Here is a 24,515-nt window from a genome sequence, read left to right as displayed (position 1 = left end):
GACCGGCCGCCATGCTCATGCCTGCGACGTGTCGCTGCCGTCCGTCGCCTGCGTGTCGTCCCCAGCCTGTTCGGGCTGGTCTTCCTTTTTCTTCTCGAGCATGCCTTCGATCGCTTCCGCACCCTTGAAGCCGGCGACGGCGGCGGCCGCCTTGGTCAGCAGGCCCGCATCCGGATCCAGCTTTTCCGCGCCTTCGACAGCAGCGACTGCGCCAGCGATTTCACCCACGGTGTTCAGGATACCCATCGTCATCCCCTTTCAAGAAAATCGTGAGCGCATCGTCCCACGAAAAAAACCGGCAGACCGCGATTGTCATCACCGGATACACAAGTTACGCACCAGGCCGGCCGCACTCGCCGAGCGCAACCGGAACGACGCACGCGCGCGCCGGGCGGCACGCAACGGGCGATGCACGCAGCGTAGCGGAAAGCATGCGCGCGCACTGTAAAAGTATGTTCTGGATTGCCGACGAAACCCTTACGGCGCGGGGGTCTCGTGATGAAGCATTCGCCGAATAGTCGTGCGCGCGCATGAAGGTCGCGTGACGAAAAAAAAGAGGCGCCTCGCGGCGCCCCTTCGATGCAGGCCGGACGACTGCCGGCCGATGCGTTCCGACGTTCGTCAGAAGATATTGCGCAGGCCGATCGCGATGCCGGTCTGGTTGCTGCGACCCGGCAGCTCGACGTTCGCCGCGCCGTTCGTCTTGTTGAAGTCGACGGTGCCGTAGACTTCCGTGCGCTTGCTGAGCGCGTACTCGGCGATGCCGACGATCGCGTAGCGGTTGCCGCTCGCGAGCGTGCCGTTGGTGGTCATCGCATTGCGCATGTGGTCGTAGTAGAACGCGCCCGTCAGCGTCAGCGGCGCGCTGACCTGCCAGCTCACGCCCGCGAACGGACCGTCGTCGATCCGGCCGGTGCCCTTCGCGACCGGAATCGTCTGCTGTGCGAGCAGGCTGTCGACGAAGCCCGTGTCGTCCTTCGAGCGCAGGTAGCCCGCGTAGATCTTCGCCTTGCTGAACGCGTACACGACGTTCGCGTGGTAGATCGTCTGCTTGCGCGCCGAGTTGTCGCTGTTCTGCTGCGCGCCGGCCGCGATGCTCAGCGGACCCATCACGTACGACAGCGACACGCCCCACGCATTGCCCTTGCCGAGCGAACCCGGGATCTGGCCCGAGAAGCCGCCCGCGCCGGTCGATTCGTAGTTGGTGCCGGTCGAGTACATCGCCTTCGCGGTCAGGCCGTCGAACTTGCCCGTGTACTTGATCTGGTTGTCCGCATACAGGCCGCCGCCGAGTGCGACCGGCAGCCACGCGTTTTCGAGGTAGTTGCCGACCGTCAGCGGATCGTAGGTATCCGACAGCAGGTCGAACAGCGGCGTCTTCTGGCGGCCGAGGGTCACCGTGCCGTACGGGCTCTGCAGGCCGACGTACGCTGCGCGGTTGAACAGGCGGCCGCTGTCGGCGAACGCGCCGTTCTGCAGGTTCACGCCGCTCTCGAGGTTGAACACGGCCTTCAGGCCGCCGCCGAGGTCTTCCGTACCGTAGATGCCGAAGCGGCTGTTCGTGATCGCGCCGTTGGTCATCGACAGCAGGCCGTCGTTCTTGGCGTTGGCGTTGGTCAGGTAACGGATGCTGGCGTCGGCGACGCCCCAGAGCGTGACCGAGCTTTGTGCGGCCGCGTACTGGCTGGCAAATGCGAGCGCGGCGCCCCCTGCGATGGCTGCGAGTCGGGTGGTCTGCTTCATGAGCTTTCCTTTTTGTAGGTGTCTCCATTCATGGCCGGCCGCGTGCGCAGCCGGGTGGCGATCGCTCACGTTCTTGGCGCGCGCGATGTGGGCTGAATCATATGACGACTGCCATCGCTGAAAGAAATTGAAATGTGCGGTAACGGCGGAACTGTCGCCCGCACACAACGCTGCACGCGGCAACGCACGTCCGGCGGGCAGCGGGCGGCATCGGGCGCCGCACGGCAGCGGCCGCTCGCGCGGCTGACGATGCGTCGGGTCTGTCAGGATCGCGCGGCAGTGCCGCGGAACGGGCGCACGCGCGAGCACGCCCGGGCCGCACGCAGGGGTGCGCCCGCGGGATGCGCGGTCACGCCGCGGCCGGCCCGTCGTCGGCCGAGTGCCGGCGCCACGCGCGCCGCACGATTTCCGCGAACGCGCCGACGAGCAGCAGCACGGCGCCCCACAGCGCGACCTCCGGCGCGAGCCGCGTGACGAGGCCGCCGACCACCGCGCCGGCCAGGAAGCAGAAGCTGATCGTCGCGAGCAGCGCCGAGTCGTGCAGCGCTCCCGCGTCGTAGCGCGGGATCAGCCCGACGAACAGCTTCTGCGCGGCACGCCGCAGGTTGCCGGTGGTCATCACCGACGTGTACGACAACTCCTCGAGATGGGTGAACGACAGCGTCTGCAGCGTTGCAACGAACGAGATGCCTGGAATCAGCCACGCGCTCGACGCGCCGACGAGGCCGCTCGCGGCGACACCGAGAAAAGCGATCTCGACGAGCAGGCTCGCGAACGCCGTGTGCTTCATCCAGCCGCGCTGCGCGGCAAGCCCGAGCAGGTGCGCGACGAACACCGCGATCGTGAAGCCGACGAGCGGCGGCACGTGATGCAGCGCGGCGGCCCATTCGCCGGCCGACAGGTTGATGCCGAGCAGCGCGACGTTACCGGTCATCGTGTTCGCGAACACGTGGCCGTGGCCGACATACGTGTACGCGTCGAGGTAGCCGCCGGACAGCGTCAGCAACGCGGCGACAGTGAGATTGCGGCTGGCGCCGTCGAGATCCATCGAGCCTCCCGTGAAGATTCGCGCAGTATGGCGCACGGGCGGTCAAAGTGCGCCGGTCATTGCCCGATGCCCGTGAGTCCGATCAGCGCGCCGCCCGCGAGCAGCCACAGCGGATGGATGCGCGTGCGCCATGCGAGCACCGCGCACGCGGCCGTGATGCCCCACTGGATCGCGGTGCGGTTCGACGCCTCGGAGATCAGCACCGCGCTCGCCGCGACGAGCCCGGCGGTGACCGGCATCATCCCCTGCTGCACATGGCGGCGCCACGGCCGGTCGCGAAAGCGCTCCCACGCATGCAGCGCGAGCACGGTGACGATCGACGACGGCCCGAACTTCGCGAGCGACGCGACCAAGAGCCCGCTCCAGCCGGCCACGTGCCAGCCCACCAGCGACACGATCATCATGTTCGGCCCGGGCGCCGCCTGGGCCAGCGCGAACAGCGCGGTGAACTCGTGCGCGCTCATCCAGTGATGGACGTCGACGACTTGCCGCTGCATCTCCGGCAGGATCGTGTTGCCGCCGCCGAACGCGAGCAGCGACAACTGGCTGAAGATCGTCGCGATGGCGATCAGCGTGTCGTTCATGGCCGGTCTCCTCGCTGCGCGTCGCGCGCCGCGGCCGGCGCCGGCTGCGGCGTACCCGCGTCGCGGCGGCGCGACGCGAACCACACGCTGACGGGCGTCAGCACGAGCATCGTGGTCAGCAGCGGGATGCGCAGCATCGCGATCGCGACGAACGCGAGCGCCGCGATGCCGGCCGCCGCCCGCGCATGCCGCAGCGGCTTCAAGACCTTCACGGCCATCGCGACGAGCAGCCCGGCCGCCGCCGCGGCCAGCCCCGCGAACAGGTGCTGCACGCGCGGATCGTTCTGCGTCTTCGCGTACAGCACGCCGAGCGCGACGACGACGAGCGTCGGGCCCGCGATCAGCCCGAGAATGCCGGCGAACGCGCCAGCGACGCCGCGAAAGCGCATGCCGACGGCCACCGACAGGTTGATCACGTTGCCGCCCGGCAGGAACTGGCACAGCCCGAGCAGATCGGTGAATTCGTCGGCGGAGAGCCACTTGCGCTCTTCGACGATGGTGCGCCGCGCGAACGGCAGCGCGCCGCCGAACGACATGAGGCCCAGCGACAGGAAACCGGTGAACAACTCGGCGAGGCCGACGCCGCGGGGTGAGGCGGCCGGCGGCGGGGCGGCCGGCGGAGAAGCGGATTGCATGGGGTTCCTTATCAAACGGTGACCCGAGGTTACCGCCGTTCGGCATACCGGCAAAACGATTTTATCGGCGCGCCTTTGTGATTTAGAATCACAAGCATGGCACGCGATCTCCCGCCCTTTTCCGCGCTTCGGGCCTTTGAAGCCGCGGCACGACATGAAAGCTTCAGCGCCGCCGGCGACGAGCTGCATGTGACTCACGGTGCCATCAGCCGGCAGATCGCCGGGTTCGAGGCCTGGCTCGGCAAGCCGGTGTTCCACCGCTACGGCAAGCGCGTGAAGCTCACCGACGAAGGCCGCCGCTACCTCGACACCGTGCGCGCGGCGTTCGACAGCATCGCGCTCGCGACCGAGCAGCTGCGCAACACGGGCGCGGCACGCGTGCTGCGCATCAATGCGCTACCCACCTTCGCGATGAAATGGCTGCTGCCGCGCCTGTCGCGATTCCAGCGCGACGTGCCGAACGTCGAGCTGAAGCTGTCGACGTCGAATGCGCCGCTCGACACGCTCGACGGCTTCGACGTCGCGATCCGCCGCGGCCCCGGCCACTGGCCGAACTGCACGAGCGGCCACTTCCTCGACGAAAGCGTGATTCCCGTCTGCAGCCCCGCGCTGCTCAAGCGCGCGCCGATCGCGCGCGCGGACGATCTCGCGCGCCATGTGCTGCTGCATTCGGATACGCGGCCGGAAGGCTGGCGCGACTGGTTCGCGGCGGCCGGCGTGGCGATGAAGGGGCGCAAGCGGCAGTCGTTCGACCACTTCTACCTGGCGCTGCAGGCGGCCGTCGACGGCCTGGGCGTCGCGCTCGGCCCGTTGCCGCTGATCGACGACGAGCTCGCGAGCGGCCGGCTGGTGATGCCGCTGGAAGGGCCGCGCATCGCGACGCGCAGCTACTGGTGGATCGCGCCGCGCGCGCCGGCGGACGATCCGCTCGTCGCGCAGTTCTGCGCGTGGCTGCAGACGCAGTCGAACGTCGGCGCGTAGCGCGTCGACGGTCGACGCACAAGATGACGCGGGCGGCAGCGCGCCGCCCGCCGAACGCTCAGACCACCGGGCCCGGTTCCTTTTCCTTGCGCAGGATCGCGTACAGGATGATCGCGCCGAACGTCGCGGTGCCGATCCCGCCGAGCCCGAAGCCGCCGATCTTCAGCGAGAAATCGCCGGCGCCGAGCACGAGCGTGACGGCCGCGACGATCAGGTTGCGGTTGTCGGAGAAGTCGACCTTGTTGACGACCCAGATCCGCGCGCCCGTCACCGCGATCAGCCCGAACACGACGATCGACACGCCGCCGAGCACCGGGCCCGGAATCGTCTGGATCACCGCACCGAACTTCGGCGAGAAGCCGAGCACGATCGCGATCACCGCGGCGAGCGCGAACACCAGCGTCGAGTAGATCCGCGTGACGGCCATCACGCCGATGTTCTCCGCGTAGGTCGTCACGCCCGTGCCGCCGACGCTGCCCGACACGATCGTCGCGAGCCCGTCGCCGATGAATGCGCGGCCCACGTAGCGATCGAGGCTGGTACCCGTCATCGCACTGACGGCCTTGATGTGGCCGAGATTCTCCGCGACCAGGATCACCGCGATCGGCGCGAGCATCAGCATCGCGTGCGGATCGAACACCGGCGCGCGGAAGCTCGGCACCCCGAACCAGGCCGCCTGCCCGACGATCGAGAAATCGATCGGCTTGCCGAGCCCCATCCCGTTGGTCGCGACCGCGTAGATCGCATAGGCGATCACCAGCCCGACCAGGATCAGCAGGCGCTGCACCATGCCGCGCGAGAACACCGCGACGCCGCCGACGCACAGCACCGTGACGAGCGCCATCACCGATTCGAAGGTCGACCCCGACACGCCCTTGACCGCGATCGGCGCGAGGTTCAGCCCGATCACCGCGACCACCGCGCCGGTCACGACGGGCGGCATCAGCGTCTCGATCCAGCGCGTGCCGATCGCCTGCACCAGCAGGCCGAGCGCGACGTACACGACGCCGCACGCGACGATGCCGCCGAGCGCGACCGGGATGTTCGGGTTCGGGCCGCTGCCGCCGTAGCCGGTCACCGCGATCACGAGGCCGATGAACGCGAAGCTCGAGCCGAGGTAGCTCGGCACGCGGCCGCCGACCAGCACGAAGAACAGCAGCGTGCCGACGCCCGACATGAAGATGCACAGGTTCGGGTCGAAGCCCATCAGCAGCGGCGCGAGCACGGTCGAGCCGAACATCGCGACGACGTGTTGCACACCCATCGCGACCATCTGCGGCCACGCGAGGCGCTCGTCGGGGCCGACCACGCGCGAGGCCGCGCCGGTCGATTGCACCCGCCAGCGCGGGAAGTAGGAATCGGACATGGGGAAAAGGGCTCCTGTCGGTCGCCGGCTGCGGAGGATGCGCCGGTCTGGAATCTGGCGCGAGTTTACGGAGCGGAAATGGGGCTGGCAAGCAGGCCGACAATGGGGCGGAAAAGCGGGCCGCCGAGCGGCGCCGGCGAGCACGTTGCGCGGCTTGCCGCGTGTGCGAAACGGGGCACGATGGCGCGCCTCGATGAAGCGCCTGCCTGCGCGGGAACCTGCGCGGGCGGCGATCGGTGCCCGCCGCAACGCAAGCGGGCGCTCACATCGCGGCCGGCGCGGCGGACATCAGGGGTTGATGTACTGGAACAGCGACAGGTTCTGCAACTGCGCGTACGCCTTCTGCGAGCCCGTCAGCGCGTTCTGCATCTGCAGGAACTGGCTGATCGTCGTCACCATGTTGGTGCTCGTCAGGTCGGACAGGTTGCTGGTGACCTGCAGCGACGCGGTCTGGTTGACGGCCTGCATCGCCTTGACTTCCTGCTCGCGGCCACCGACCGATGCCTGGATCGTCGTGACGTTGCGCATCGTGTTGCCCAGCTTGGTCGAGCCGGTCATCAGCGCGTTCTTCAGCGCCGCGCCCGCCACCGCGTTGCCCGTCACGGGCGTCTTCAGCGCCGCGATCATCGCGTCGAGCGTCGAGAACACGTCCGAGCCGCCGCTCGCCTGCGGCGCCGGCGCAACGGCGAACGTGTCGCCGGCGGCCGGCGTGCCCGACACCGCCACCGTCATTCCGCCGCCGAGCGAGATCGCCGAGCCCGACGAATAGGCCTGCGCCGGCGTGGTGGTGGGCGGGCTGACCGAGTTGTCGGTCACGGTGTAGGTCGGCGCGGCGGCCGTGCCGCCAAAGGTGATCGAGAACTGATGGCCGTTCGTCGCGATCGCCGGGTTCGTCACCGTGACCGCGCCGATCGTGCCGGTGCCCGTGTTGCCTGCGCCGGCCGACGGCACCGGCGAGCTGCCGATCGCCGGCACCGACATGAAGACGGCCGCGCCCGTGTCGCCCTGCGACACGGTGCTCGAATCGGCGATCTGCACCTGGCGCGTGCCGGTGTCGCCGACATAGGCGACGCTGCCGCTCGGTGTCGTCGAAAACGGCGCCGCCGAATTCTTCGTGCCGGCGAACAGGTAGTTGCCCGCGCCGTCGTTGGTGTTCGCGAGCGTCATCAACTGGTCGCGGTAACCCCGCAGCTGCGTGGCGAGCGCCGAGCGGTCGCTGTCGGACATCGAACCGTCGCCGGCGCGCACGAGCAGCGACTGCGTGTTCGTCAGCACGGTGCTCACGTTCTGCAGCGTCTGGTCCTCGGCCTGCAGCGACGCGAGCGCCGCGGTCTGGTTGGTCGCGTACTGCGACAGCGTCGCCGACGTCATCGACAGCTGCACGGCCTGCGCCGCGCCGGCCGGATTGTCCGCCGCCGTCTGCAGGCTCACACCGCTCGAGATCTGCTGATACAGCTGCGCAAGCTGGGCCTGCTGATCGTTCATTTGTGAAACGTTCAGCTGGAAGAACTGGGCGCTGGAAATCCGCATCGCTTCTATCCCTCGAATCCGGTCAATTGAACAGGCCGAGCACGGTCTGGAACAGCGTCGCCGCCGTCTGGATCACCTTCGCGTTCGCCTGGTAGAACTGTTGGTACTGCATCAGGTTGGCCGCTTCCTCGTTCGTGCTCACGCCCGACACCGACTGCTGCGCCTGGGTGATCTGGCCGATCAGCCCGGTCTGCGCGGCGCTCGACGATTTCAGCTGGGTCGTCGTGTTGCCGATGCCGTTCACGTAGCTCGCATACGCGCCGGTGAGCGTCGTCGTGCCGTTGCCGAACGCCTTCGAGTTGACCAGCTTCGACAGCGCGAGCGCGTTGGAGCCGTCGCTGGTGCCGCCCGCATACGGCCCGATCGTGAACGAGTCGCCGGTCGCCGGGGCGCCGGACAGCGTGACGCTCACGCCGTTGAGCGCGCCCGCGGCCGTTCCCGACATCGTCATCGTCGCGCCGGCCGCCGGGTCGTACGGGACGGTGTCCGTCGGGTTGTTGATCGTGACCGACGTCGGCGGCGTGGTGCCGATCGTCACCGTGGTGCCGACCGGGAAACCCGTCAGCGTCTTCGCCGTCGCGTCATAGGTCAGCTTGGTCGTCGGCACTTGATAGCCCGCGGTGACGCCGCCCAGCGCGATCTTGCCCGTGCCGGTGTTGGTGCTCGCCGCCGACGTGACGGCCGGCGAGGCTGCCGCGATCGCCAACGCGCTCGTCGTGGCGAGGCCGAAGCCGTTCAGCGCGCCGCGCGTCGGCAGCACGGTGAACTTGTCACCGGCACTCATCGAGCCCGACGGGGTCGAGAAATTCAGCCCGCCGAGCGAAACCGGCATCGGCCCCGCCTTCTGGTCGACCACCGCGCCGCTCGCGCGGTCGGTCAGCGTGTAGTTCGTGCCGTCGAAGGACAGCGTGTAGTCGCTCGTGGTCGGCTGCGACGCGTTCGCGAACGACACGGACAGCGACGCGTTGCCGGTATTGCCCTGGTTCGCGTACACGGTCGGCGACGGCGTCGTGAACAGGTTGCCGCCCTTGTTGCCCGACAGGTCGATGCCGAGCGCGTTCTGCGCGTTGACCTGCGCGGCGAAGCTGGTCGCGATCGCACCGAGCTGGGCCTGGGCGGGGTCGAGCGTCTGGCTGCGGAATGCGAGCAGGCCGCCGAGCGTGCCGCCCGACAGCGACGAATCGGGCAACGGCTGGTTCGGCCCCTGCGGCTTCGCGCCGGCGATCCCCTGCGACACGACGGTCAGCTCGCTCGGATCCGACGGCGACGTGACGGCCGCGAGCTGATAGCTCTTGTCGGCGACGACGAGCGGTTGGCCACCCGACATGAACACGCTGTAACCGCTGTCGTTGCGCACGACCTGGATACCGGCCAGGCCCGACAGGTTCGACACCGCGAGGTCGCGCTGGTCCAGCAGCTGGTTCGGCGGCTGCCCCTGGCTGCTCGCCGCCGCGATCTGCTGGTTCAGCTGCGCGATCTGCGCGGTGTACGTGTTGATCTGCGACACGGTGCTGGTGAGCTGCGTGTTCACGCTCTGGCGCAGCGCGTCGTACTGCTGGCCGGCCGCGTTGAGCTGGTTGGCCAGCGTCTGCGCGTTGCTGATCGCGGTCTGCCGCACCGACGGGTCGGACGCGTTGTTCGCGACGTTCTGCAGCCCGGTGAAGTAGTTCGTGATCCCGGTCGAGACCCCCGCCGTCGGGCTGCCGATGTAGTTGTTCAGCTGCGCGACGAGCGTGTACCACGTCGACAGCGCGCCGCCCTGCGTCTGCGCGGTGTTCAGCTGGTCGCTCAGGTACTGGCTGTACTGCCGCTGCACGGTGACGGTGTTCACGCCTTGCGGCATGTAACCGCTGCCCGAGTATTGGCTGCTCGCTTCCGCATACACGGGCCGCTGGACCGAATAGCCGGGCGTCGCCGCGTTGCTGATGTTGTTGCTGGTCGTCGTGAGGCCCCAGAGCGCGGCATTCAGGCCGCTGACGCCGAGGTTCATGAGTGTGTTGGACATGCGCGATCCTGATGAGCCGGCCGCGCGTCGCGGCCGCCGGGTTGCGTGACTCCCGGTATAACGGCCGCCGATCGAAAAAATTGAGGAAAAAATGCGCGCGCGACGCGCACGTGCGCGTCGCCGGTTCAGGCGTGCGGCCAAGCGGCCGCAAACACCGTGCGGGCCGCCCCGGGCGGGGCCGGCCGCCGCTTGCGCGTCAGGCCCGCGCGAGCGAGCGGCGCTTCATCTCGAGCTGCGTGATCAGCCGCTGCAGCGTGTTTTCCGCGCTGCCCGGCAGCGACATATAGCGGAAGCCGAGCTGGAAGCGCCGCGACCCGTTCGGCATCTGCGTCGAACGCTGCGACACGAGCTGCAGGTCGAGCGACAGCTTGCCGTGGCCGGTCAGCTCGAGCTCGACGTCGGGCAGCAGCGTGCCGACCTCGAGCGCCTCGACGCGTTCGTCGGCCGTGCGCAGCCCCACGCCGCCGAGCGACAGGTTGTGCACCTCGAACAGGAAGCTTTCGCCGTCCGGCAGCTTGCCGCGGCACAGGAACGGATCGACGATCGGCGCATCGACGCGGAAATATTCACGCCGCTGGATGCACATCAGCACGTCGGGGAAATCGGCGACGAACGCGGGCAGCCCCTCGTAGCGCGTCTCGCGCGGCGTGCCCGTGGAGAATTCGACGCGCACGCCCTCCGGCGCGGCCGCGAACGTGCAGTGCGACGCGCCGAGGATGCCGGCGTTCTGCTCCGCCAGCGCACCCCAGTCGAACGTAAACGTCCGCGCGCCGACATCCACCTCGAGCAGGCGCGTGACGAGCTGGCCGCCCGGGTACTGGACGGTCAGGAAATCGCCGCGGTTGACGAGGTTGCGCAGCTGCACGCCGATTTCCAGCGGATTGCGGCGGGCATAGTCGGGCCCGGAGTGGCCTGCATCCAGGCTGGGGTCCGTCGACGTTTCGATATTCATGGCTAGCCGGTCATTCTTGTCATGGGCGCCCGGGCAACCGGTGCGCAATAAAACCGGGCCAGAACGGGGGCCCGGTCGCAGGTCTCTCACACTTAGCGGCAGTGCTGACCGAAAGTTTAGATCGAATTGGGGATTTTTTTCGCGCAAACGTTGAAACCGCGCGCGGCGGGCGGCCGGGCGCGGTCCAGAGGGTGCAACAGGCGGGAGCCGACGGGGGCCGTCAGCCGATCTGCTGCATGATCGAGATCAGCTTTTTCGCGTAGTTCGGGTCGGTCGCGTAGCCGGCCTTCTGCATCCCGTGCGCGAAGCCTTCGACGCTGCGGCTCGCGCTCAGCACGCCCGAGTAGCGCGGGTTGTTCTTCAGCAGGTTCGCGTAATCGGTCATCGCGTGCTCATACGAATCGTACGCGCGGAATTTCGCGACCACGCGGCGCGGCGTGCCGTTCACGTACTCCGTGGTCAGCGCCGACACCGTGCGGCCGGTCCAGCCCTTGGTCGCCTTGATGCCGAACACGTTGTAGCTCGTCGAGCCGTCGGTCGCGCGGATTTCACGCTTGCCCCAGCCCGATTCGAGCGCGGCCTGGCCGACGATGAAGCGCGCCGGGATGCCGGTCGATGCGCTGGCCGCCTGCGCGGGGCCTGCGAGCCGGTCGACGAACGCGTCGGCGTCCTGCACGCCGCTCGCGCCCTTCAGCGGCGGCGTCAGCGCGCTGCCGGCCGAATAGCCGCGCGTGCCGGCGAGCCCGCCGTTGTTGGCCGAGTTCGCGTAGGCCTTCGCCATCGCGTTCATCGCGGCGAGGCCGCCTTCGTTGCCGGACGCGCCGAAACCGTCCGCGCCCGGCCCGGCCGCGCCGACGCCGGCTGCCGTGTCGCTGCCCGCGCCCTGCCCCGCATTGCGCAGCAGCTGCTTCATCAGCGCGTCGGCCACGCCGATCCCGCGCGTCGACATCTGCTGCGCGAGCTGCTGGTCGAGCATCGACGTGTACATCTTCGACGTATGCGAATCGAACAGCCCGCCGTCGGGCGATGCGTCGCGCATGCTCTTGAGCATCATCTGCGTGAACATCGCGTCGAACTGGCCGGCGACCGCCTTCGCGCCGGCCCGCGGCGATTGCCTGGCCTGCTCGCGCAGGGCGTCGAAACCCTGCACGTCGAGCGCAAAGCGCTGCGTGAGGTCGTTCGCGTTCGGGAGACTGGCTGCCATTTAGATGATCTCCAGGTCGGCGCGCAGCGCGCCGGCGGCCTTCATCGCCTGCAGGATCGACATCAGGTCCGCGGGCGTCGCGCCAAGCGTGTTCAGCGCCTTCACGACGTCGGCGAGATTCGCGCCGGCCGTCACCATTTTCAGCGCGCCGTTGTCCTGCTTCAGCTGGATCTGCGACTGCTGCGCCACCACCGTCTGCCCGTTCGAGAACGGCCCCGGCTGCGACACCACCGGCTGCGTGTTGACGACGACCGACAGGTTGCCGTGCGCGACCGCGCAGCTCTGCAGCGTGACCATCTGGTTCATCACGATCGAGCCGGTGCGCGCGTTCAGGATCACCTTCGCCGCGGCCTTGTCCGGGCTGACGTCGAGGTTCTGCAGCCGCGCCATGAACGCGACCTGCTGCGCCGAATCGGCCGGCGCGGCGAGCTGGATCGTGCGCCCGTCGAGCGCCGTCGCGGTGCCCGGGCCGAAGCTCGAGTTGACCGCGGACACGATCCGCTGCGCGGTGCCGTAGTCCATGTCGTTCAGTTGCAGCTGCAGCACGCCGTTCATCTGCGCGATCGCGTTCGGCACCGAACGCTCGACGATCGCGCCGCCGACGATCCGGCCGGCCGCGAGCTGGTTCACCTGCACGCGGCTGCCGTTCGCGCTGGCGCCGGCGCCGCCGACCGCCATGTTGCCCTGCGCGAGCGCATAGACCTGGCCGTCCGCGCCTTTCAGCGGCGTCAGCAGCAGCGTGCCGCCGCGCAGGCTCTTCGCGTTGCCGAGCGACGACACCGTGACGTCGAGCGCCTCGCCCGGCCGCGCGAACGGCGGCAGCGTGGCGGTCACCATCACGGCCGCGACGTTCTTCAGCTGCATGTTGCTCAGCTGCGACGCACCGCCGTTGGCCGACCCGTTGTTGATCGAGATGCCGAGGTTCGCGAGCATGTTCGCGAGCGTCTGCGTGGTGAACGGCGTCTGCATCGTCTGGTCGCCCGTGCCGTCGAGGCCGACGACGAGGCCATAGCCGATCAGCGGGTTGTCGCGCACGCCCTGGATCTGCGCGAGATCCTTCAGGCGTTCCGCGTGCGCGGGCGCCGCGCCGAATGCGCAGGCCATCGCCACGAGCGCGACGGCGAGCCGCGCGGCGGCGTGCACGCGGGCAGACAGGCGGTCGAGAAGCGTCTTCTGCATCGTCATCACCACGGCGCGATGTTGAGGAAGAAGCGCTGCAGCCAGCCCATCGTCTCGGCTTCGTTGATGTAGCCCTTCGCCGAGTATTCGATCTTCGCGTCGGCGACCTGCGTCGAGTAGACGGAGTTCGCGCCCGAGATCGTGTTCGGGTTGACGACACCCGAGAAGCGCACGAATTCGTTGCCCTGGTTGATCAGCATCTGCTTCTCGCCGCTGACCACGAGGTTGCCGTTCGGCAGCACGTTGGTGACGGTCACCGTGATCGTGCCGTTGAACGTGTTCGCCGCGCTCGCGCCGCCGGTCGCCGCGAACTTGTTGTTGCCGGTCGCCGACAGGTTCGCCTTCGCGAACAGCCCGCCGAGGAAGCCGGCCGTCGGCACGTTGAAGTCGGTATTGCCCTGCCGGTTCGTGTTCGCGCCCGACGACTTGGTCGCGTTGATGTTCTCCGCGATCATGATCGTCAGGATGTCGCCGACGTTGCGCGGACGCTGATCCTCGAAGAGCGGCCGCCCCGCGTAGCCGGGGTTGTAGATCGAGCCGGGCGCCTGCATCGACATCGGCGTCGGCGGCTGCGCCGTCATCGGCTGCTGGATGATCGGATCGCGCGGAATCTGCGCGCAGCCGGCGGCGAGCGCCGCCACCGCGACCGCGCATGCGGCGCGGACGGTGGCTGACGGGAGGAGGCGAACCTGCTTCATGGCGACGACGGGTGTTCCGGTTAGCTCTTCATCTGCGTGACGGTCTGCAGCATCTGGTCGGACGTCGTCACGGCCTTGCTGTTGATCTCGTAGGCACGCTGCGTCTGGATCATGTTGACGAGCTCCTGCACGACGTTCACGTTGGACGCTTCGACGTAGTTCTGGTTGAGCGTGCCCGCGCCGTTCAGCCCCGGTTGCGACACGTTCGGCGCGCCCGACGACGTCGTCTCGGAGAACAGGTTCTCGCCGCGCGCCTCGAGGCCGGCCGGGTTGATGAAGGTCGCGACCTGCAGCGAGCCGATCTGCACCGAATTGGTCGAGCCCGCCTGCGTGACCGTCACGACGCCGTCCTTGCCGATCGTCAGCGACGTCGCGTTCTGCGGGATCGTGATCGCCGGCAGGATCTGGTAGCCGCTCGACGTGACGAGCTGGCCCTGCGCGTTGGTCTGGAACGCGCCGTCGCGCGTGTACGCGTTCGTACCGTCCGGCATCAGCACCTGGAAGAAGCCCGCGCCGTTGATCGCGACGTCCTTCGCGTTGCCGGTCTGCGTGAGGCCGCCCTGCGTGTACCGGCGCTCGGTCGCGACCTGCTGCACGCCGGTGCCGAGCTGCAGGCCCGACGGCAGTTCCGTCTGCTGCGTCGAGTTCGCGCCCGGCTGGCGGATGGTCTGGTACAGCAGATCCTCGAACACCGCGCGCGACGCCTTGAAGCCGTTCGTGCTGGTGTTCGCGAGGTTGTTCGAAATCACGTCCATCTGCGCCTGCTGCGCATTCATGCCGGTGGCGGCGATGTAGAGCGAACGGTTCATTTATCAGGTCTCCTGCGTAGGCTGGCGCGGGCGCTCAGCTGAAATTGAGCAGCTGGTTCGCCGTCTGCTCGTTCTGGTCGGCCGTCTGGATCAGCTTCGACTGCAGCTGGAACGCACGCGCGTTGTCGATCATCGCGACCATCGCGGTCACCGGGTTGACGTTGCTGCCTTCGAGCGAATTCGGCGTGACGACCACGTTCGGGTCGGCGTCGGCCGGATTGCCGTCGGCGGTGCGGAACAGCCCGTCGTTGCCGCGCGTGAGCGTGGCCGGGTCGGGGTTCACGAGCTTCATCTGGTCGACGATCGCGACCGCCGTCGGCGGGTCGCCCGGCATCAGCGCGGAAATCGTGCCGTCCTTGCCGATCGTCACTTCCGCGTTCGGCGGCACCGAGATCGGGCCGCCGTTGCCGACCACCGGCAGGTTGCTCGCGTTGACGAGCTGGCCGTTCTCGTCGACGTGCAGGTTGCCGGCGCGCGTGTACGCCTCGCTGCCGTCGGCCGCCTGCACCGCCAGCCAGCCCGCGCCCTGCACGGCGACGTCGAGCGGGTTGCCGGTGCGCGTGATCGGACCCGGCGTGTAGTCGGCGCCCGGCGTCGACGCGAGCACGTAGGTGCGCGTCGTCGTCGGGTCGCTCGTGCTGCCGTCGCCGAAATTCATCGGCACCGCGCGATACGTCGCGAGCTGCGCGCGAAAGCCCGTCGTCGACGCGTTCGCGAGGTTGTTCGCGACCACCGCCTGCTGGTCGAGCGACTGCGACGCACCCGTCATCGCCGTGTAGATCAGTCGGTCCATGGCTGCCCGTTATCCGCGCTTACAGGTTGATGATCGTCTGGTCGACAGCCTGCTGCGTCTTGATCGTCTGCGCGTTCGCCTGGTAGTTGCGCTGCGCGGTGATCAGGTTGACGAGCTGCGACGTGAGGTCGACGTTCGAGTTTTCCAGCGCGCTGCCCTGCAGCTTGCCGTGGTTCGTGCTGCCCGGCGCCGAGATCTGCGGCACGCCCGACGCGGAGCTTTCCGCGTACTGGTTGCCGCCGAGACTCACCAGCCCGTTCGGGTTGTTGAAGTTCGCGAGCGCGATCTGGCCGAGCACGGCGGTCTGGCCGTTCGAGTAGTTGCCGGTCAGCTTGCCGTCGGTGCCGATCGTGTAGGTCGTCAGCGTGCCGCTCGCGTAGCCGTCCTGCGTGAGGTTGTTCACGCCGTTCTTGCCGCCGTACTGCGTCGTGCCGGTCAGGTCGAGCGTGAGGTTCTGCGGCGTCGCCGAGCCATCGGTGTTCGGCACCGTGAACTGGAACTGGCCGACCGACGCGGTCGGCGTGGGCGGCGTGCCCGTGGTCGTGCTCTTGATCGCGCCCGACGCGTCGAACGTGACCGTGCCGAGATCCGTCGTGGCGCCGCCCTGCACGCCCGCGTACGCTTCCCACGTGCCGGCCGCCGACTTCACGAAGTACATGTTGACCGCCTGCGAACCGCCGAGCGAGTCGTACACCTGGATCGACGTCGAGTAGTTGTAGGTCGTGTTGTCTGTCGCGCTGAACGGCGTCTTGGCCGGCACCGCGTCCTGCGAATTCAGGTTGAACTGCGCGCCGATCTTGGTCGTCGCGGTCGGCGCGATGTTGGTCGTCGGCGCCTGCAGCGGCACGGTCTGCGCGGTGTTGATCACGCCGCCCGCGTTGGCCGCATAGCCCATCAGGTTACGGCCTTGCGAATCGACGATGAAGCCGTTCTTGTCGCGCTGGAACGTGCCGTCGCGCGAGTAGGTCGTCACGCCGTTGTTCGACATCTGGAAGAAGCCGTTGCCGTTGATCGCGACGTCGAGCGACGAGCTCGTCGTGTTGATCGTGCCCTGGCCGAAGTTCTGCTGCACGGCGTTCAGCGACGTGCCGATACCGATCTGCGTGTTGGTCGACGTCGCGACCGAGTTCGCATACATGTCGGCGAACTGCGCGGTGCTCGACTTGAAGCCGACCGTGTTCGCGTTCGCGATGTTGTTGCCGATCACGTCGAGCGCGTTCGATGCACCCGCGAGGCCGCTCAGACCCTGTTGATAACCCATTTCGGTCTCCGTTTCGAGATTGCTCGATCAGTATCAGTTGGAGGAGGTGCCGCTGCCGGACGAATTCGACGCGGACGACGTGGTGTTCGGGAAAATCGACGCGACCTGGGTCAGCCCCACGGTCGTGCCGTTCGACAGCACGAGCCCCGCCGTGCCGTCCGCCTGCTTGATCACGCTCTGCACGGTCGACGCCGCGAGCGTCGTGGCCGGCTGCGGCGTGCCGTTGCTGTCGGTGTACGACGCGCTGACGGTGTACTTGCCGTCCGGCAGTGCGTTGCCCGCCGCGTCGGTCGGCGTCCAGTTGAACGGCACGGTGCCGGCCGACTGCGCGCCCGCGTTGATCGTGTTCACCACGGTGCCCGCCGCGTTCTTCACGGTGATCGTCAGGTTCGACACCGAACTCGCGAGCGACACGCCGAACGGCGACGCCGCGCCGCTCTTCACCGCGACCGCGTTGCCCGGCGCGAGCACGTTCGTGCCGATCAGCAGCGCGGCCTGCGTCTGCTGGCCCGCCGTGAGCTGCGAGGACAACGACGTGAGCGACGTGTTCAGCTGCGCGATGCCGCTCACCGTGTTGATCTGCGCGAGCTGCGACGTCATCTGCGAGCTGTCGACCGGGCTGGTCGGATCCTGGTTCTGCAGCTGCGTGACGAGCAGCTTCAGGAACGTCGCCTGCAGGTCGCTCGCCGACGTGCCGTTGGTCGACGACACGTTGTTGGTGTTCATCGTGTCGGTCGGCAGCGTCGACACGTTGGTGCCGTTGCTGCCGATCGTCGTGCTGGAGGAAGTCATCCTGGGTGGCCTTCTGTCGGAACTGTCGGGTCGGTAAGATCGGGCGACGCGCGGCTTACGAGCCGATCGTCAGCGTCTTGAGCATCAGCGTCTTCGCGGTGTTCAGCGTCTCGACGTTGGCCTGGTACGAGCGCGATGCCGAAATCATGTTCACCATCTCCTGCACCGGGTCGACGTTCGGCATCTGCACGTAGCCGTTCGAATCGGCTGCCGGGTTCGACGGGTCGTAGGTCGACTTCATCGGCGACGGGTCGTCCATCACCTTCGTCACGCGCACGCCGCCCACGCCCTGGCCGGACGCGGTGCGCGCGCCGCCGATCGGGTCGGTCGCGAACACGACCTGCTTGGCCTTGTACGGCTTGCCGTCGGGGCCGGTCGCGCTGTCGGCGTTCGCGAGGTTCGACGCGGTGACGTTCAGGCGCTGCGACTGTGCGGACAGCGCCGAGCCGGCGACGCCGAAGATGTTCATCAACGAAGGCATGGAAGCTCCTTTTGCTCGGATTCGGCGGCGGTGCGCGCCGTCACTGGTTCGACGTGATCGCGGCGATCATCGCCTTGATCTGCTGGGTCATCACGGTCATCCCGGTCTGGTAGTGCAGCGCGTTGTTCGCGAACTGCACGCGCTCGACGTCGAGATCGACCGTGTTGCCGTCGAGCGACGGCTGCAGCGGCATCCGGTACTGCGCGCGGCCGTAGTCGTCCGACGGGCCGCCCGTCGGGATCAGCTTCGCGGTGCCGGCCATGTGGCCCGCCGCCGTCGACACCATCGACATCCCGTTCGTCACGCCGGCCGGCTGGACCATCGGCAGTTGCGCCGCGTTGCTCGGCGCGAGGCCGCCGCCCGCCTGCTTCAGCGAGCGCGCGAGCGTCGACGCGAAATCGACGTCGCGGGCCTGGTAGCCGGGCGTGTCGGAGTTCGCGATGTTCGACGACAGCAGTTCCTGCCGGTAGGCGCGCACGTCCAGCGCCTGTCGGCCGAACGCGAATTCCGCATCGAGTTTGTCCAGCATGTGTGCGTCTCTCCGTATGAAGCGCTGCACGCCCCTCATGCCGGATGGCGACGCGAGAGGCTTTTTTCCATGACAGCGATGGTAGGCGTCCGACGCAACCGGCAATCGGGCGAATAACGCGGCAAAGGCCCCCTCTATTCATCGTTTGCGCGACCGCCCCGCTCCCTAGAATGCGAAGCGGAGCAACGGATCGGGGATACGGCGATGACTGGCAGCGCACTTCGCGGAAGGAACGGGCGGCTCACGCACGTCCGGCGTGCGTTTGCGCCGTTCGCGCTCATCGCGGCGCTGTGGATCGCCGCCCCGGCCGCGCACGCGGACGACGCGATGATCGTGATTCCGGGGCGCGGCGAGACGGCCGAAACCGCGCTCGCGCATGCCAATGCGGCAAGCGGCGGGAATGCGGCGACGGCGCCGGGTTCGGGCCTGGCGCCGGACACGGGTCGTGCCGCGAGCGGCGCGGGCACGGGTGCCGCCGCCGGCGCGTCCGGCGCCGGCTACGCGGCGCAACCGGCCGGCACGATGGTCGTGACGACCGTCCCGCCGCCGGCTCCTATGCCAGCCGCAGCGCCGCGCCCCGTCTACGCAGCCGCCCGCATGAACGCCGGAACCGGATATGGCGCGCCGCGCGCCGCCGATCCGAACGCGATCGCGACGGTCGTCGCCGGCACGGCCGAACCCGCATCGAATTCCGCACGGCCGACCCCGCAGCCGGCCATGGCCGCGCGCCTGGCGGCGGCCCGCGCCGCGTCAGCCGCATCGGCGCCGCGCGCCGTCCCGGTTTCCGCGAACCCGGCGCCGGCGGCGAATGCCGCCAATGCCGCCACCGCGGCCCAGCCCGCGACGCCGCCCGGCCAGCAGGATCCCGAGTCGATCCGCCGCACGGCCCTCGCGTTCCTGCAGCAGCAGGTCGCGGGCCTGCCCGGCAAGACCACCACGACGGTCACGACCGCGTTTCCGCGCGGGCTCGCCGCGTGCACGACGCTCGAACCGTTCATGCCGACCGGCGCGCGCCTGTGGGGCCGCACGACGGTCGGCGTGCGCTGCGCGGGCGAGCGGCCGTGGACCGTCTACCTGCAGGCGAAAGTCACCGTGCAGGCCACCTACTATGTCGCCGCGCGCCAGATCGCGCCCGGCGAGCCGCTTTCCGCAGCCGACCTGGTCGCCCGCGACGGCGACCTGACGGTGCTGCCGCTCGCGGTGATCACCGATCCGGCGCAGGCGATCGGCGCGACCGCGCTCGCGCGCATCTCGGCCGGGCTGCCGCTGCGGCAGGACCTGCTGAAGAGCGCGGCGTCGGTGTCGGCCGGCCAGACGGTGCGGGTGGTCGCGGCCGGGCCCGGCTTCACGATTTCGGCCGAGGGCAGCGCGCTGGCGAATGCCGCGCCCGGCCAGTCGGTACGGGTGCGGATGGCGGCGGGCCAGATCGTCACGGCGATCGTCAAGGACGCCGGCACCGTGGAAATTCCGCTATAGGGACGGATCTGCCGGCAAGAATGTAAAGAATTGTTTATTCGGGGCATTTCGGGCTCGCGATGCTAAAGTTCGGGCCGACCCGGCCGTTATCTGGGTCAAACCGAACAGGAAACCCATCGTGAAGATCGATTCCACTCCGAACCCGAGCCCCCTGGCGCCGACCGGCAACGGCGCGACCCGTGCGCAATCCGGCGCGGCCTCGTCCTCGTCCGCGCAGGCGGCCGATGCGGGGTCGACCGGCGGCGACCCGAGCGTGAACCTGTCGGGGCTGTCCGGGCGGTTGCGCTCGGTAACCGCGTCCGGCAACGGCGATATCGACACGGGCCTGGTCCAGTCGATCAAGGATGCGCTGAACAACGGCACGCTGACGATCGACGCGAACAAGATCGCCGACGGCGTATTGAATACCGCCCGAGAGCTGCTGCAGCAGCAGCGCCCGGGTAACTGAAGCGGGCCTCGCGAGGCCCGCCCCCCCCCGGTTTGCCGGCGCTCCCGCGCCGGCGCGACGAGCATGACGCGATGAGAGAAGAGCTGCTGGCCACGGTCAATGACGAACACGCGACGGTCGAGGCGTTCGCGTCCCTGCTCGCGTACGAGGAAAAGGCGCTGACGATGGCGCAGCCGCTCGAGATGCTGCCCGGGATCGTCGAGAAGAAAAGCGAGCTGATCGACCGGCTCGCGCAGCTCGAACGCACGCGCGACACCCAGCTTTCCGCACTCGGCTTTCCGGCCGGCAAGAAGGGGATGGACCAGGCCGCCGAGCGCGATGCCCGCCTCGCCGGCCGCTGGCAGTTGCTGCAGCAGTCCGCCGAACGTGCGCGCCAGGCCAACGCGAACAACGGGATGCTGATCCGGATCCGCATGGACTACAACGAGCGCGCGCTCGCGGTACTGCGCTCGGCGCCCGCGCCGGCCGGCATCTATGGCGCCGACGGCCGCGTGTCGGCCCTCACGCGCTGAAGCACTGACTGCCTGACTGACTGATCGGCGGCCGCGCCGCCACCGTACCTTCCCCGCCGTTCGCGGCACGTCACGTTTCGACAGACCGGGCCCGAGCCCGGCACCCACGGTCCCTTCCGATACACGGTCGCGCAGCCGCGCGCCGTCCCGTCACAACAATCAGAAGAGGGCCGCATGCCAACTGTCCGCATTCCGTTTTCATCTCGCGTCGCTGCCGTTTGCGCTGTCGCCACGCTGGGCGCCGCGTTGACGCTCCCCGCCGCCCACGCCGCCGGCCCCGCGCCGCTGCCCACGCCGACGGGCGACATGTCGCTGTCGCCGGCCGGCCCTGACGTCGTGCCGCCGGCTGTATCGAGCCCGCCCGGCGCCACGCCGCGCGCGTCCCGCCGCGGATCGGACACCTACACATACCTGCGCTGCTGGTACCGGCTCGACGCGGACCCGCTGAAGCCGGCCGCGACCTACGAATGGGCGCGCAACCCGGCCGGCGGCGACTGGTATCGCGTGTCCGGCTACTGGTGGGCGGACGGCATCACGCAGTGGAAGAACATGTTCTACAGCACGACGCCGCAGGACACGCTCGCCGACGTGTGCCGCCAGACGCTGGCCGCGAAAGGCATCACGACCGAGCTCGTGCAGGCGGTCGCGGCGAACAACGCGCTGTCGTTCAACTACACGGTGTGGACCATCGACGCCGCGCAGCAGGACGCGCGCGTCAACAAGCTGATCGTGTTCGGCGACAGCCTGTCCGACACGCAGAACATGTTCAACGCGAGCCAGTGGAAGCTGCCGAACGGCACGAGCTGGAATGCGGGGCGCTTCAGCAACGGCCCGGTGTGGGCCGAATATCTCGCCAACACGCTGCGGCTGCCGCTCTACAACTGGGCGATCGGCGGTGCGGCGACCGACCAGTACCTCGTCGTGCCGGGCCTCGTGCAGCAGATCGACTCGTGGCGCGAATACATGGATCGCGCGCCGGACTACCGGCCCGCCAACACGCTGTTCGCGGTGTTCGCGGGTGGCAACGACCTGGTGAACTACGGGCGCTCGCCCGAGCAGGCGGCGAATGCGGTGCGCGACAGCCTCGAGCGGCTTGCCGCGGCCGGCGCGACGCGGATCATGCTCGTCACGCTGCCGGACGTCTCGCGCGCGCCGGTGTTCGCGACCCGCAGCGACACCGCGAGCGTCGCCGCGCAGGTGAAGGACTACAACCAGCGCCTCGCGGACGCGGCCGCCGCGCTGCGCGCCCGCTACGGCGCGACGCTGCGGCTCGAGGTGTTCGATGCGTATGCGCTGTTCGACGACCTGCTGAGCCACCCGGCCCAGTACGGCTTCGACGACGCGAAGCGTTCATGCCTCGACATCCCGAAGCCGACGTCGCTCACCTACCTGAGCGCGCAGACGCCGCGTGCGGACTGCCGCGATCCGGCGCGCTTCGTGTTCTGGGACACGCTGCACCCGACCACGCGCACGCACGCGTGGCTCGCCGAGCGGATCGCGCCGTTCGTGCGCGCACGCCTGCTGAACTGAGCGGCGCGCCCGGCCGTGCCTACAGCAGCGGACACGCGGTGACCTGCGTGCCGCGCTCCACGCACAGCCGCTCGTAGTCGCGCAAGTACGCGCGCTCGTCGTCGTCCAGCAGGTCGAGATCGATCAGGTCCCAGTCGTAGCCGACCGTCACGATGTTCTCGAACGTGACGGTGTCCGGCTGCGCGTCGTCCCGGCGGATGATCACGATGTTCTCGATCCGTACACCGCCCTTGCCCGGCACGTAGATGCCCGGCTCGACCGAAATCACCGCATTCGGCACGAGCCCGTACTGCGCGCCCGGCGCGAACCGCACGCCGCCCTCGTGCACGTGAATCCCGACGCCGTGCCCGGTGCCGTGGCCGAAATCGTGGCCGTGGTCGCGGCACACCTGCCGCACGAGCGCATCGACGTCGCCGCCCTTTGCGTCGCTCGGGAAGCGCGTGACGAGCCCCTTGATGCAGGCCTTCAGCGCGACCGTGTAGATCTCGCGCTGCCACGGCTGCGCGACCGTTTCCGGCCGGGTCCGGCGCAGCACCACACGGGTGCAGTCCGTCGCGAAGCCGGCTTCGTAGTACGCGCCGCTGTCGAGCAGCACGAGTTCGCCCTCCGTCAGCTCGACGTCGGCGCTCGCCGCCGTGTAATGCGCGAACGCGCTGTTCGCGCCGTTCGCCGCGATCGACGGAAACGTCAGCGCCACCGCCGAGCGTGCGCCGTACGCGTCGTTGATCCTGCGCGCCAGATCGTATTCGGTGTGGCGCGCGCCCGGCTCGCCGGCCTTCGCCCAGCGCATCGTCTCGGCGATCGCCTCGGAACTGCGCGCGAACGCGTCGCGGAACCGGTCGAGCACCGCCGGCGTCTTGCTGGCCCGCATCGCCTCGACCGGGTTGAAGTCGGCCTGCCGCGCGTGCGGCCACACCCGCTTCACCGCGTCGACGAGCGCGCAGTTCACCGATTCGAAGCCGTAGCACACGTGCTCGACGTCGAACTGCGCGAGAAAGCGTTCGAGCGCCGCGACATCGCGCCGGATCACGTGCAGCGCCGGATACGACGCGAGCGCGACCTCGCAGCGGTCGCAGCCTTCCGGCAGGAACAACGCCACCTCGCCGCCGACCACGAACAGGAAGCCGAGGTGCGACGACGCATTCGGAATGTGATAGCCGCGGCTGTTCAGCAAATAGGCGAGGTCGTCCGACGCGCAGGTGAAGAACGCGGTCTTGCCGTCCGGCGCGCCGGTATGCGCGGCGAGCTGGCGGTTCAGCGTGTCGAGGTTCTGCGCGACGCTCAGGCCGGTCGCCGATTCCGGCACGTCGAAGATCGGCCGCTCGACGACCCAGCCCGGCAGCGCGATCGCGCGATCGATCTCCCGGTCGACGAGGCTCGTCCAGTCGAGCGTCGCGGCCTGCGTCCGTTCGAACAGCCGATCGCGCTGCGCGACGCTGATCCGCCGCGCGTCGTAGCCGACCCGCGCGAGCCGGCTGCCGTGCGCGACCAGCCAGTCGGCCATCGCCTGCCAGATCGTCACGTTCATCCCGAGCTTCTCGATGCGCACGCGCGCCGGATCGCACTGCTGCTCGGCCTGCAGGTGATAGCGGCCATCGACGAACAGCACGAACGGGGGCAGATCGAGCGCCTGCGCGGTCGCCGCGCTCAGGAAGATCCCGCAGCCGGCCGAGCCGTCGAAACCCGACACCGCATAGCGCGGATTGTTGGCGAGCGGCAGGTACTCGGTCACGTATTCGTCCTGCGACGTGACCAGCACCGCGTCGAGCCGCGCCGCGTCGAGCAGGCGCGACAGGCCCGCCTGCGTGTCGACGACGGATGCGTCGTACGGGGGAAGGCCGGAGAAGCTGTATTTCAGTCGATCGATCATCGGAAGCCCGTTATGCATTGTTGTCGGCGGCCGGCGGTGACGCAGCGGAGTGCAGGCCCGAGGCAGGCCTGATGCGGCACGGCGCCGCT

General features: G+C 68.8%; 24 protein-coding genes. 5 read left to right on the top strand and 19 right to left on the bottom strand.

Features of this window, described 5'->3' with window-relative positions; translation table 11 throughout:
* Positions 1–15: 15 nt before the first annotated feature.
* From CFB34_RS25040 to CFB34_RS25020, 5 genes are all read right to left on the bottom strand, one after another.
* Complete coding sequence (locus tag CFB34_RS25040) at positions 16–246, bottom strand: hypothetical protein (protein ID WP_089441341.1); 231 nt, start codon at positions 244–246, stop codon at positions 16–18.
* A gap of 375 nt (positions 247–621) precedes the next feature.
* On the bottom strand, positions 622–1,743 hold the full coding sequence (locus CFB34_RS25035; protein WP_034190325.1) for a porin: 1,122 nt from the start codon (positions 1,741–1,743) through the stop codon (positions 622–624).
* Between the two features lie 349 nt (positions 1,744–2,092).
* Entirely contained in the window at positions 2,093–2,791 is a 699-nt protein-coding gene (locus CFB34_RS25030) for a YoaK family protein (protein WP_089441200.1), read from the bottom strand.
* Positions 2,792–2,847: 56 nt separating this feature from the next.
* Positions 2,848–3,375, bottom strand: coding sequence for a chromate transporter (locus CFB34_RS25025; protein ID WP_039369134.1), 528 nt, complete (start codon positions 3,373–3,375; stop codon positions 2,848–2,850).
* Positions 3,372–4,010: a chromate transporter gene (locus CFB34_RS25020; protein ID WP_089441201.1), complete on the bottom strand. Its 639-nt coding sequence runs from the start codon at positions 4,008–4,010 to the stop codon at positions 3,372–3,374. The genes CFB34_RS25025 and CFB34_RS25020 overlap by 4 nt, the downstream gene beginning before the upstream one ends.
* Before the next feature lie 96 nt (positions 4,011–4,106).
* Between CFB34_RS25020 and CFB34_RS25015 the strand changes: the two genes are divergently transcribed.
* Positions 4,107–4,991 (top strand): transcriptional regulator GcvA, encoded by an 885-nt coding sequence (locus CFB34_RS25015; RefSeq protein WP_069249062.1) that lies wholly within the window; start codon positions 4,107–4,109, stop codon positions 4,989–4,991.
* 58 nt (positions 4,992–5,049) lie between these two features.
* Here CFB34_RS25015 and CFB34_RS25010 read toward each other — a convergent pair whose 3' ends face one another.
* The 13 genes from CFB34_RS25010 to CFB34_RS24950 form a co-directional block, all read right to left on the bottom strand.
* Positions 5,050–6,357 (bottom strand): solute carrier family 23 protein, encoded by a 1,308-nt coding sequence (locus tag CFB34_RS25010; protein WP_089441202.1) that lies wholly within the window; start codon positions 6,355–6,357, stop codon positions 5,050–5,052.
* Positions 6,358–6,645: 288 nt separating this feature from the next.
* Entirely contained in the window at positions 6,646–7,887 is a 1,242-nt protein-coding gene (gene flgL, locus CFB34_RS25005) for a flagellar hook-associated protein FlgL (RefSeq protein WP_089441203.1), read from the bottom strand.
* Between the two features lie 22 nt (positions 7,888–7,909).
* Complete coding sequence (flgK, locus tag CFB34_RS25000) at positions 7,910–9,892, bottom strand: flagellar hook-associated protein FlgK (RefSeq protein WP_089441204.1); 1,983 nt, start codon at positions 9,890–9,892, stop codon at positions 7,910–7,912.
* Between the two features lie 196 nt (positions 9,893–10,088).
* Positions 10,089–10,844 (bottom strand): flagellar brake protein, encoded by a 756-nt coding sequence (locus tag CFB34_RS24995; protein WP_039369150.1) that lies wholly within the window; start codon positions 10,842–10,844, stop codon positions 10,089–10,091.
* A 220-nt stretch (positions 10,845–11,064) separates the two neighbouring features.
* On the bottom strand, positions 11,065–12,048 hold the full coding sequence (gene flgJ, locus CFB34_RS24990) for a flagellar assembly peptidoglycan hydrolase FlgJ (RefSeq protein ID WP_089441205.1): 984 nt from the start codon (positions 12,046–12,048) through the stop codon (positions 11,065–11,067).
* Entirely contained in the window at positions 12,049–13,233 is a 1,185-nt protein-coding gene (locus CFB34_RS24985; RefSeq protein WP_179243664.1) for a flagellar basal body P-ring protein FlgI, read from the bottom strand.
* Positions 13,233–13,925 (bottom strand): flagellar basal body L-ring protein FlgH, encoded by a 693-nt coding sequence (flgH, locus tag CFB34_RS24980; RefSeq protein WP_089441206.1) that lies wholly within the window; start codon positions 13,923–13,925, stop codon positions 13,233–13,235. Before flgH ends, CFB34_RS24985 begins: the two co-directional genes overlap by 1 nt.
* Positions 13,926–13,945: 20 nt before the next feature.
* Positions 13,946–14,734 (bottom strand): flagellar basal-body rod protein FlgG, encoded by a 789-nt coding sequence (flgG, locus tag CFB34_RS24975; RefSeq protein ID WP_089441207.1) that lies wholly within the window; start codon positions 14,732–14,734, stop codon positions 13,946–13,948.
* Between the two features lie 34 nt (positions 14,735–14,768).
* The gene (gene flgF / locus CFB34_RS24970; protein ID WP_089426515.1) at positions 14,769–15,527 is read right to left on the bottom strand and encodes a flagellar basal-body rod protein FlgF; all 759 of its coding nucleotides are present in this window, start codon (positions 15,525–15,527) and stop codon (positions 14,769–14,771) included.
* 19 nt (positions 15,528–15,546) lie between these two features.
* Positions 15,547–16,788, bottom strand: coding sequence for a flagellar hook protein FlgE (flgE, locus tag CFB34_RS24965; RefSeq protein ID WP_089441208.1), 1,242 nt, complete (start codon positions 16,786–16,788; stop codon positions 15,547–15,549).
* A gap of 33 nt (positions 16,789–16,821) precedes the next feature.
* Entirely contained in the window at positions 16,822–17,580 is a 759-nt protein-coding gene (locus CFB34_RS24960) for a flagellar hook assembly protein FlgD (protein ID WP_089441209.1), read from the bottom strand.
* A 55-nt stretch (positions 17,581–17,635) separates the two neighbouring features.
* A complete protein-coding gene (flgC, locus tag CFB34_RS24955; protein WP_011353470.1) occupies positions 17,636–18,061 on the bottom strand; it encodes a flagellar basal body rod protein FlgC in 426 nt (141 codons plus the stop codon).
* Positions 18,062–18,101: 40 nt separating this feature from the next.
* Entirely contained in the window at positions 18,102–18,590 is a 489-nt protein-coding gene (locus CFB34_RS24950; RefSeq protein WP_089441210.1) for a flagellar basal body rod protein FlgB, read from the bottom strand.
* 204 nt (positions 18,591–18,794) lie between these two features.
* On the opposite strand from CFB34_RS24950, the gene flgA reads away from it, so the two are divergent.
* The 4 genes from flgA (at position 18,795) to CFB34_RS24930 (ending at position 22,556) form a co-directional block, all read left to right on the top strand.
* The gene (gene flgA, locus CFB34_RS24945; RefSeq protein WP_089441211.1) at positions 18,795–20,066 is read left to right on the top strand and encodes a flagellar basal body P-ring formation chaperone FlgA; all 1,272 of its coding nucleotides are present in this window, start codon (positions 18,795–18,797) and stop codon (positions 20,064–20,066) included.
* Positions 20,067–20,184: 118 nt separating this feature from the next.
* Positions 20,185–20,514, top strand: a complete 330-nt coding sequence (flgM, locus tag CFB34_RS24940; RefSeq protein ID WP_089441212.1) for a flagellar biosynthesis anti-sigma factor FlgM — start codon at positions 20,185–20,187, stop codon at positions 20,512–20,514.
* Positions 20,515–20,585: 71 nt separating this feature from the next.
* Positions 20,586–21,026, top strand: coding sequence for a flagellar protein FlgN (locus CFB34_RS24935; RefSeq protein ID WP_089431819.1), 441 nt, complete (start codon positions 20,586–20,588; stop codon positions 21,024–21,026).
* 174 nt (positions 21,027–21,200) lie between these two features.
* Positions 21,201–22,556 (top strand): SGNH/GDSL hydrolase family protein, encoded by a 1,356-nt coding sequence (locus tag CFB34_RS24930; protein WP_089441213.1) that lies wholly within the window; start codon positions 21,201–21,203, stop codon positions 22,554–22,556.
* Positions 22,557–22,575: 19 nt separating this feature from the next.
* Here the strand turns inward: CFB34_RS24930 and CFB34_RS24925 are convergent, their stop codons facing one another.
* On the bottom strand, positions 22,576–24,426 hold the full coding sequence (locus CFB34_RS24925; RefSeq protein WP_089441214.1) for a M24 family metallopeptidase: 1,851 nt from the start codon (positions 24,424–24,426) through the stop codon (positions 22,576–22,578).
* Positions 24,427–24,515: the final 89 nt, after the last annotated feature.

It is taken from the genome of Burkholderia sp. HI4860 (genome assembly GCF_002223045.2).
Taxonomy (GTDB): Bacteria; Pseudomonadota; Gammaproteobacteria; order Burkholderiales; family Burkholderiaceae; genus Burkholderia.
The sequence above is the reverse complement of the archived record's forward strand: the minus strand, read 5'-3'. Positions and strand labels throughout refer to the sequence as shown.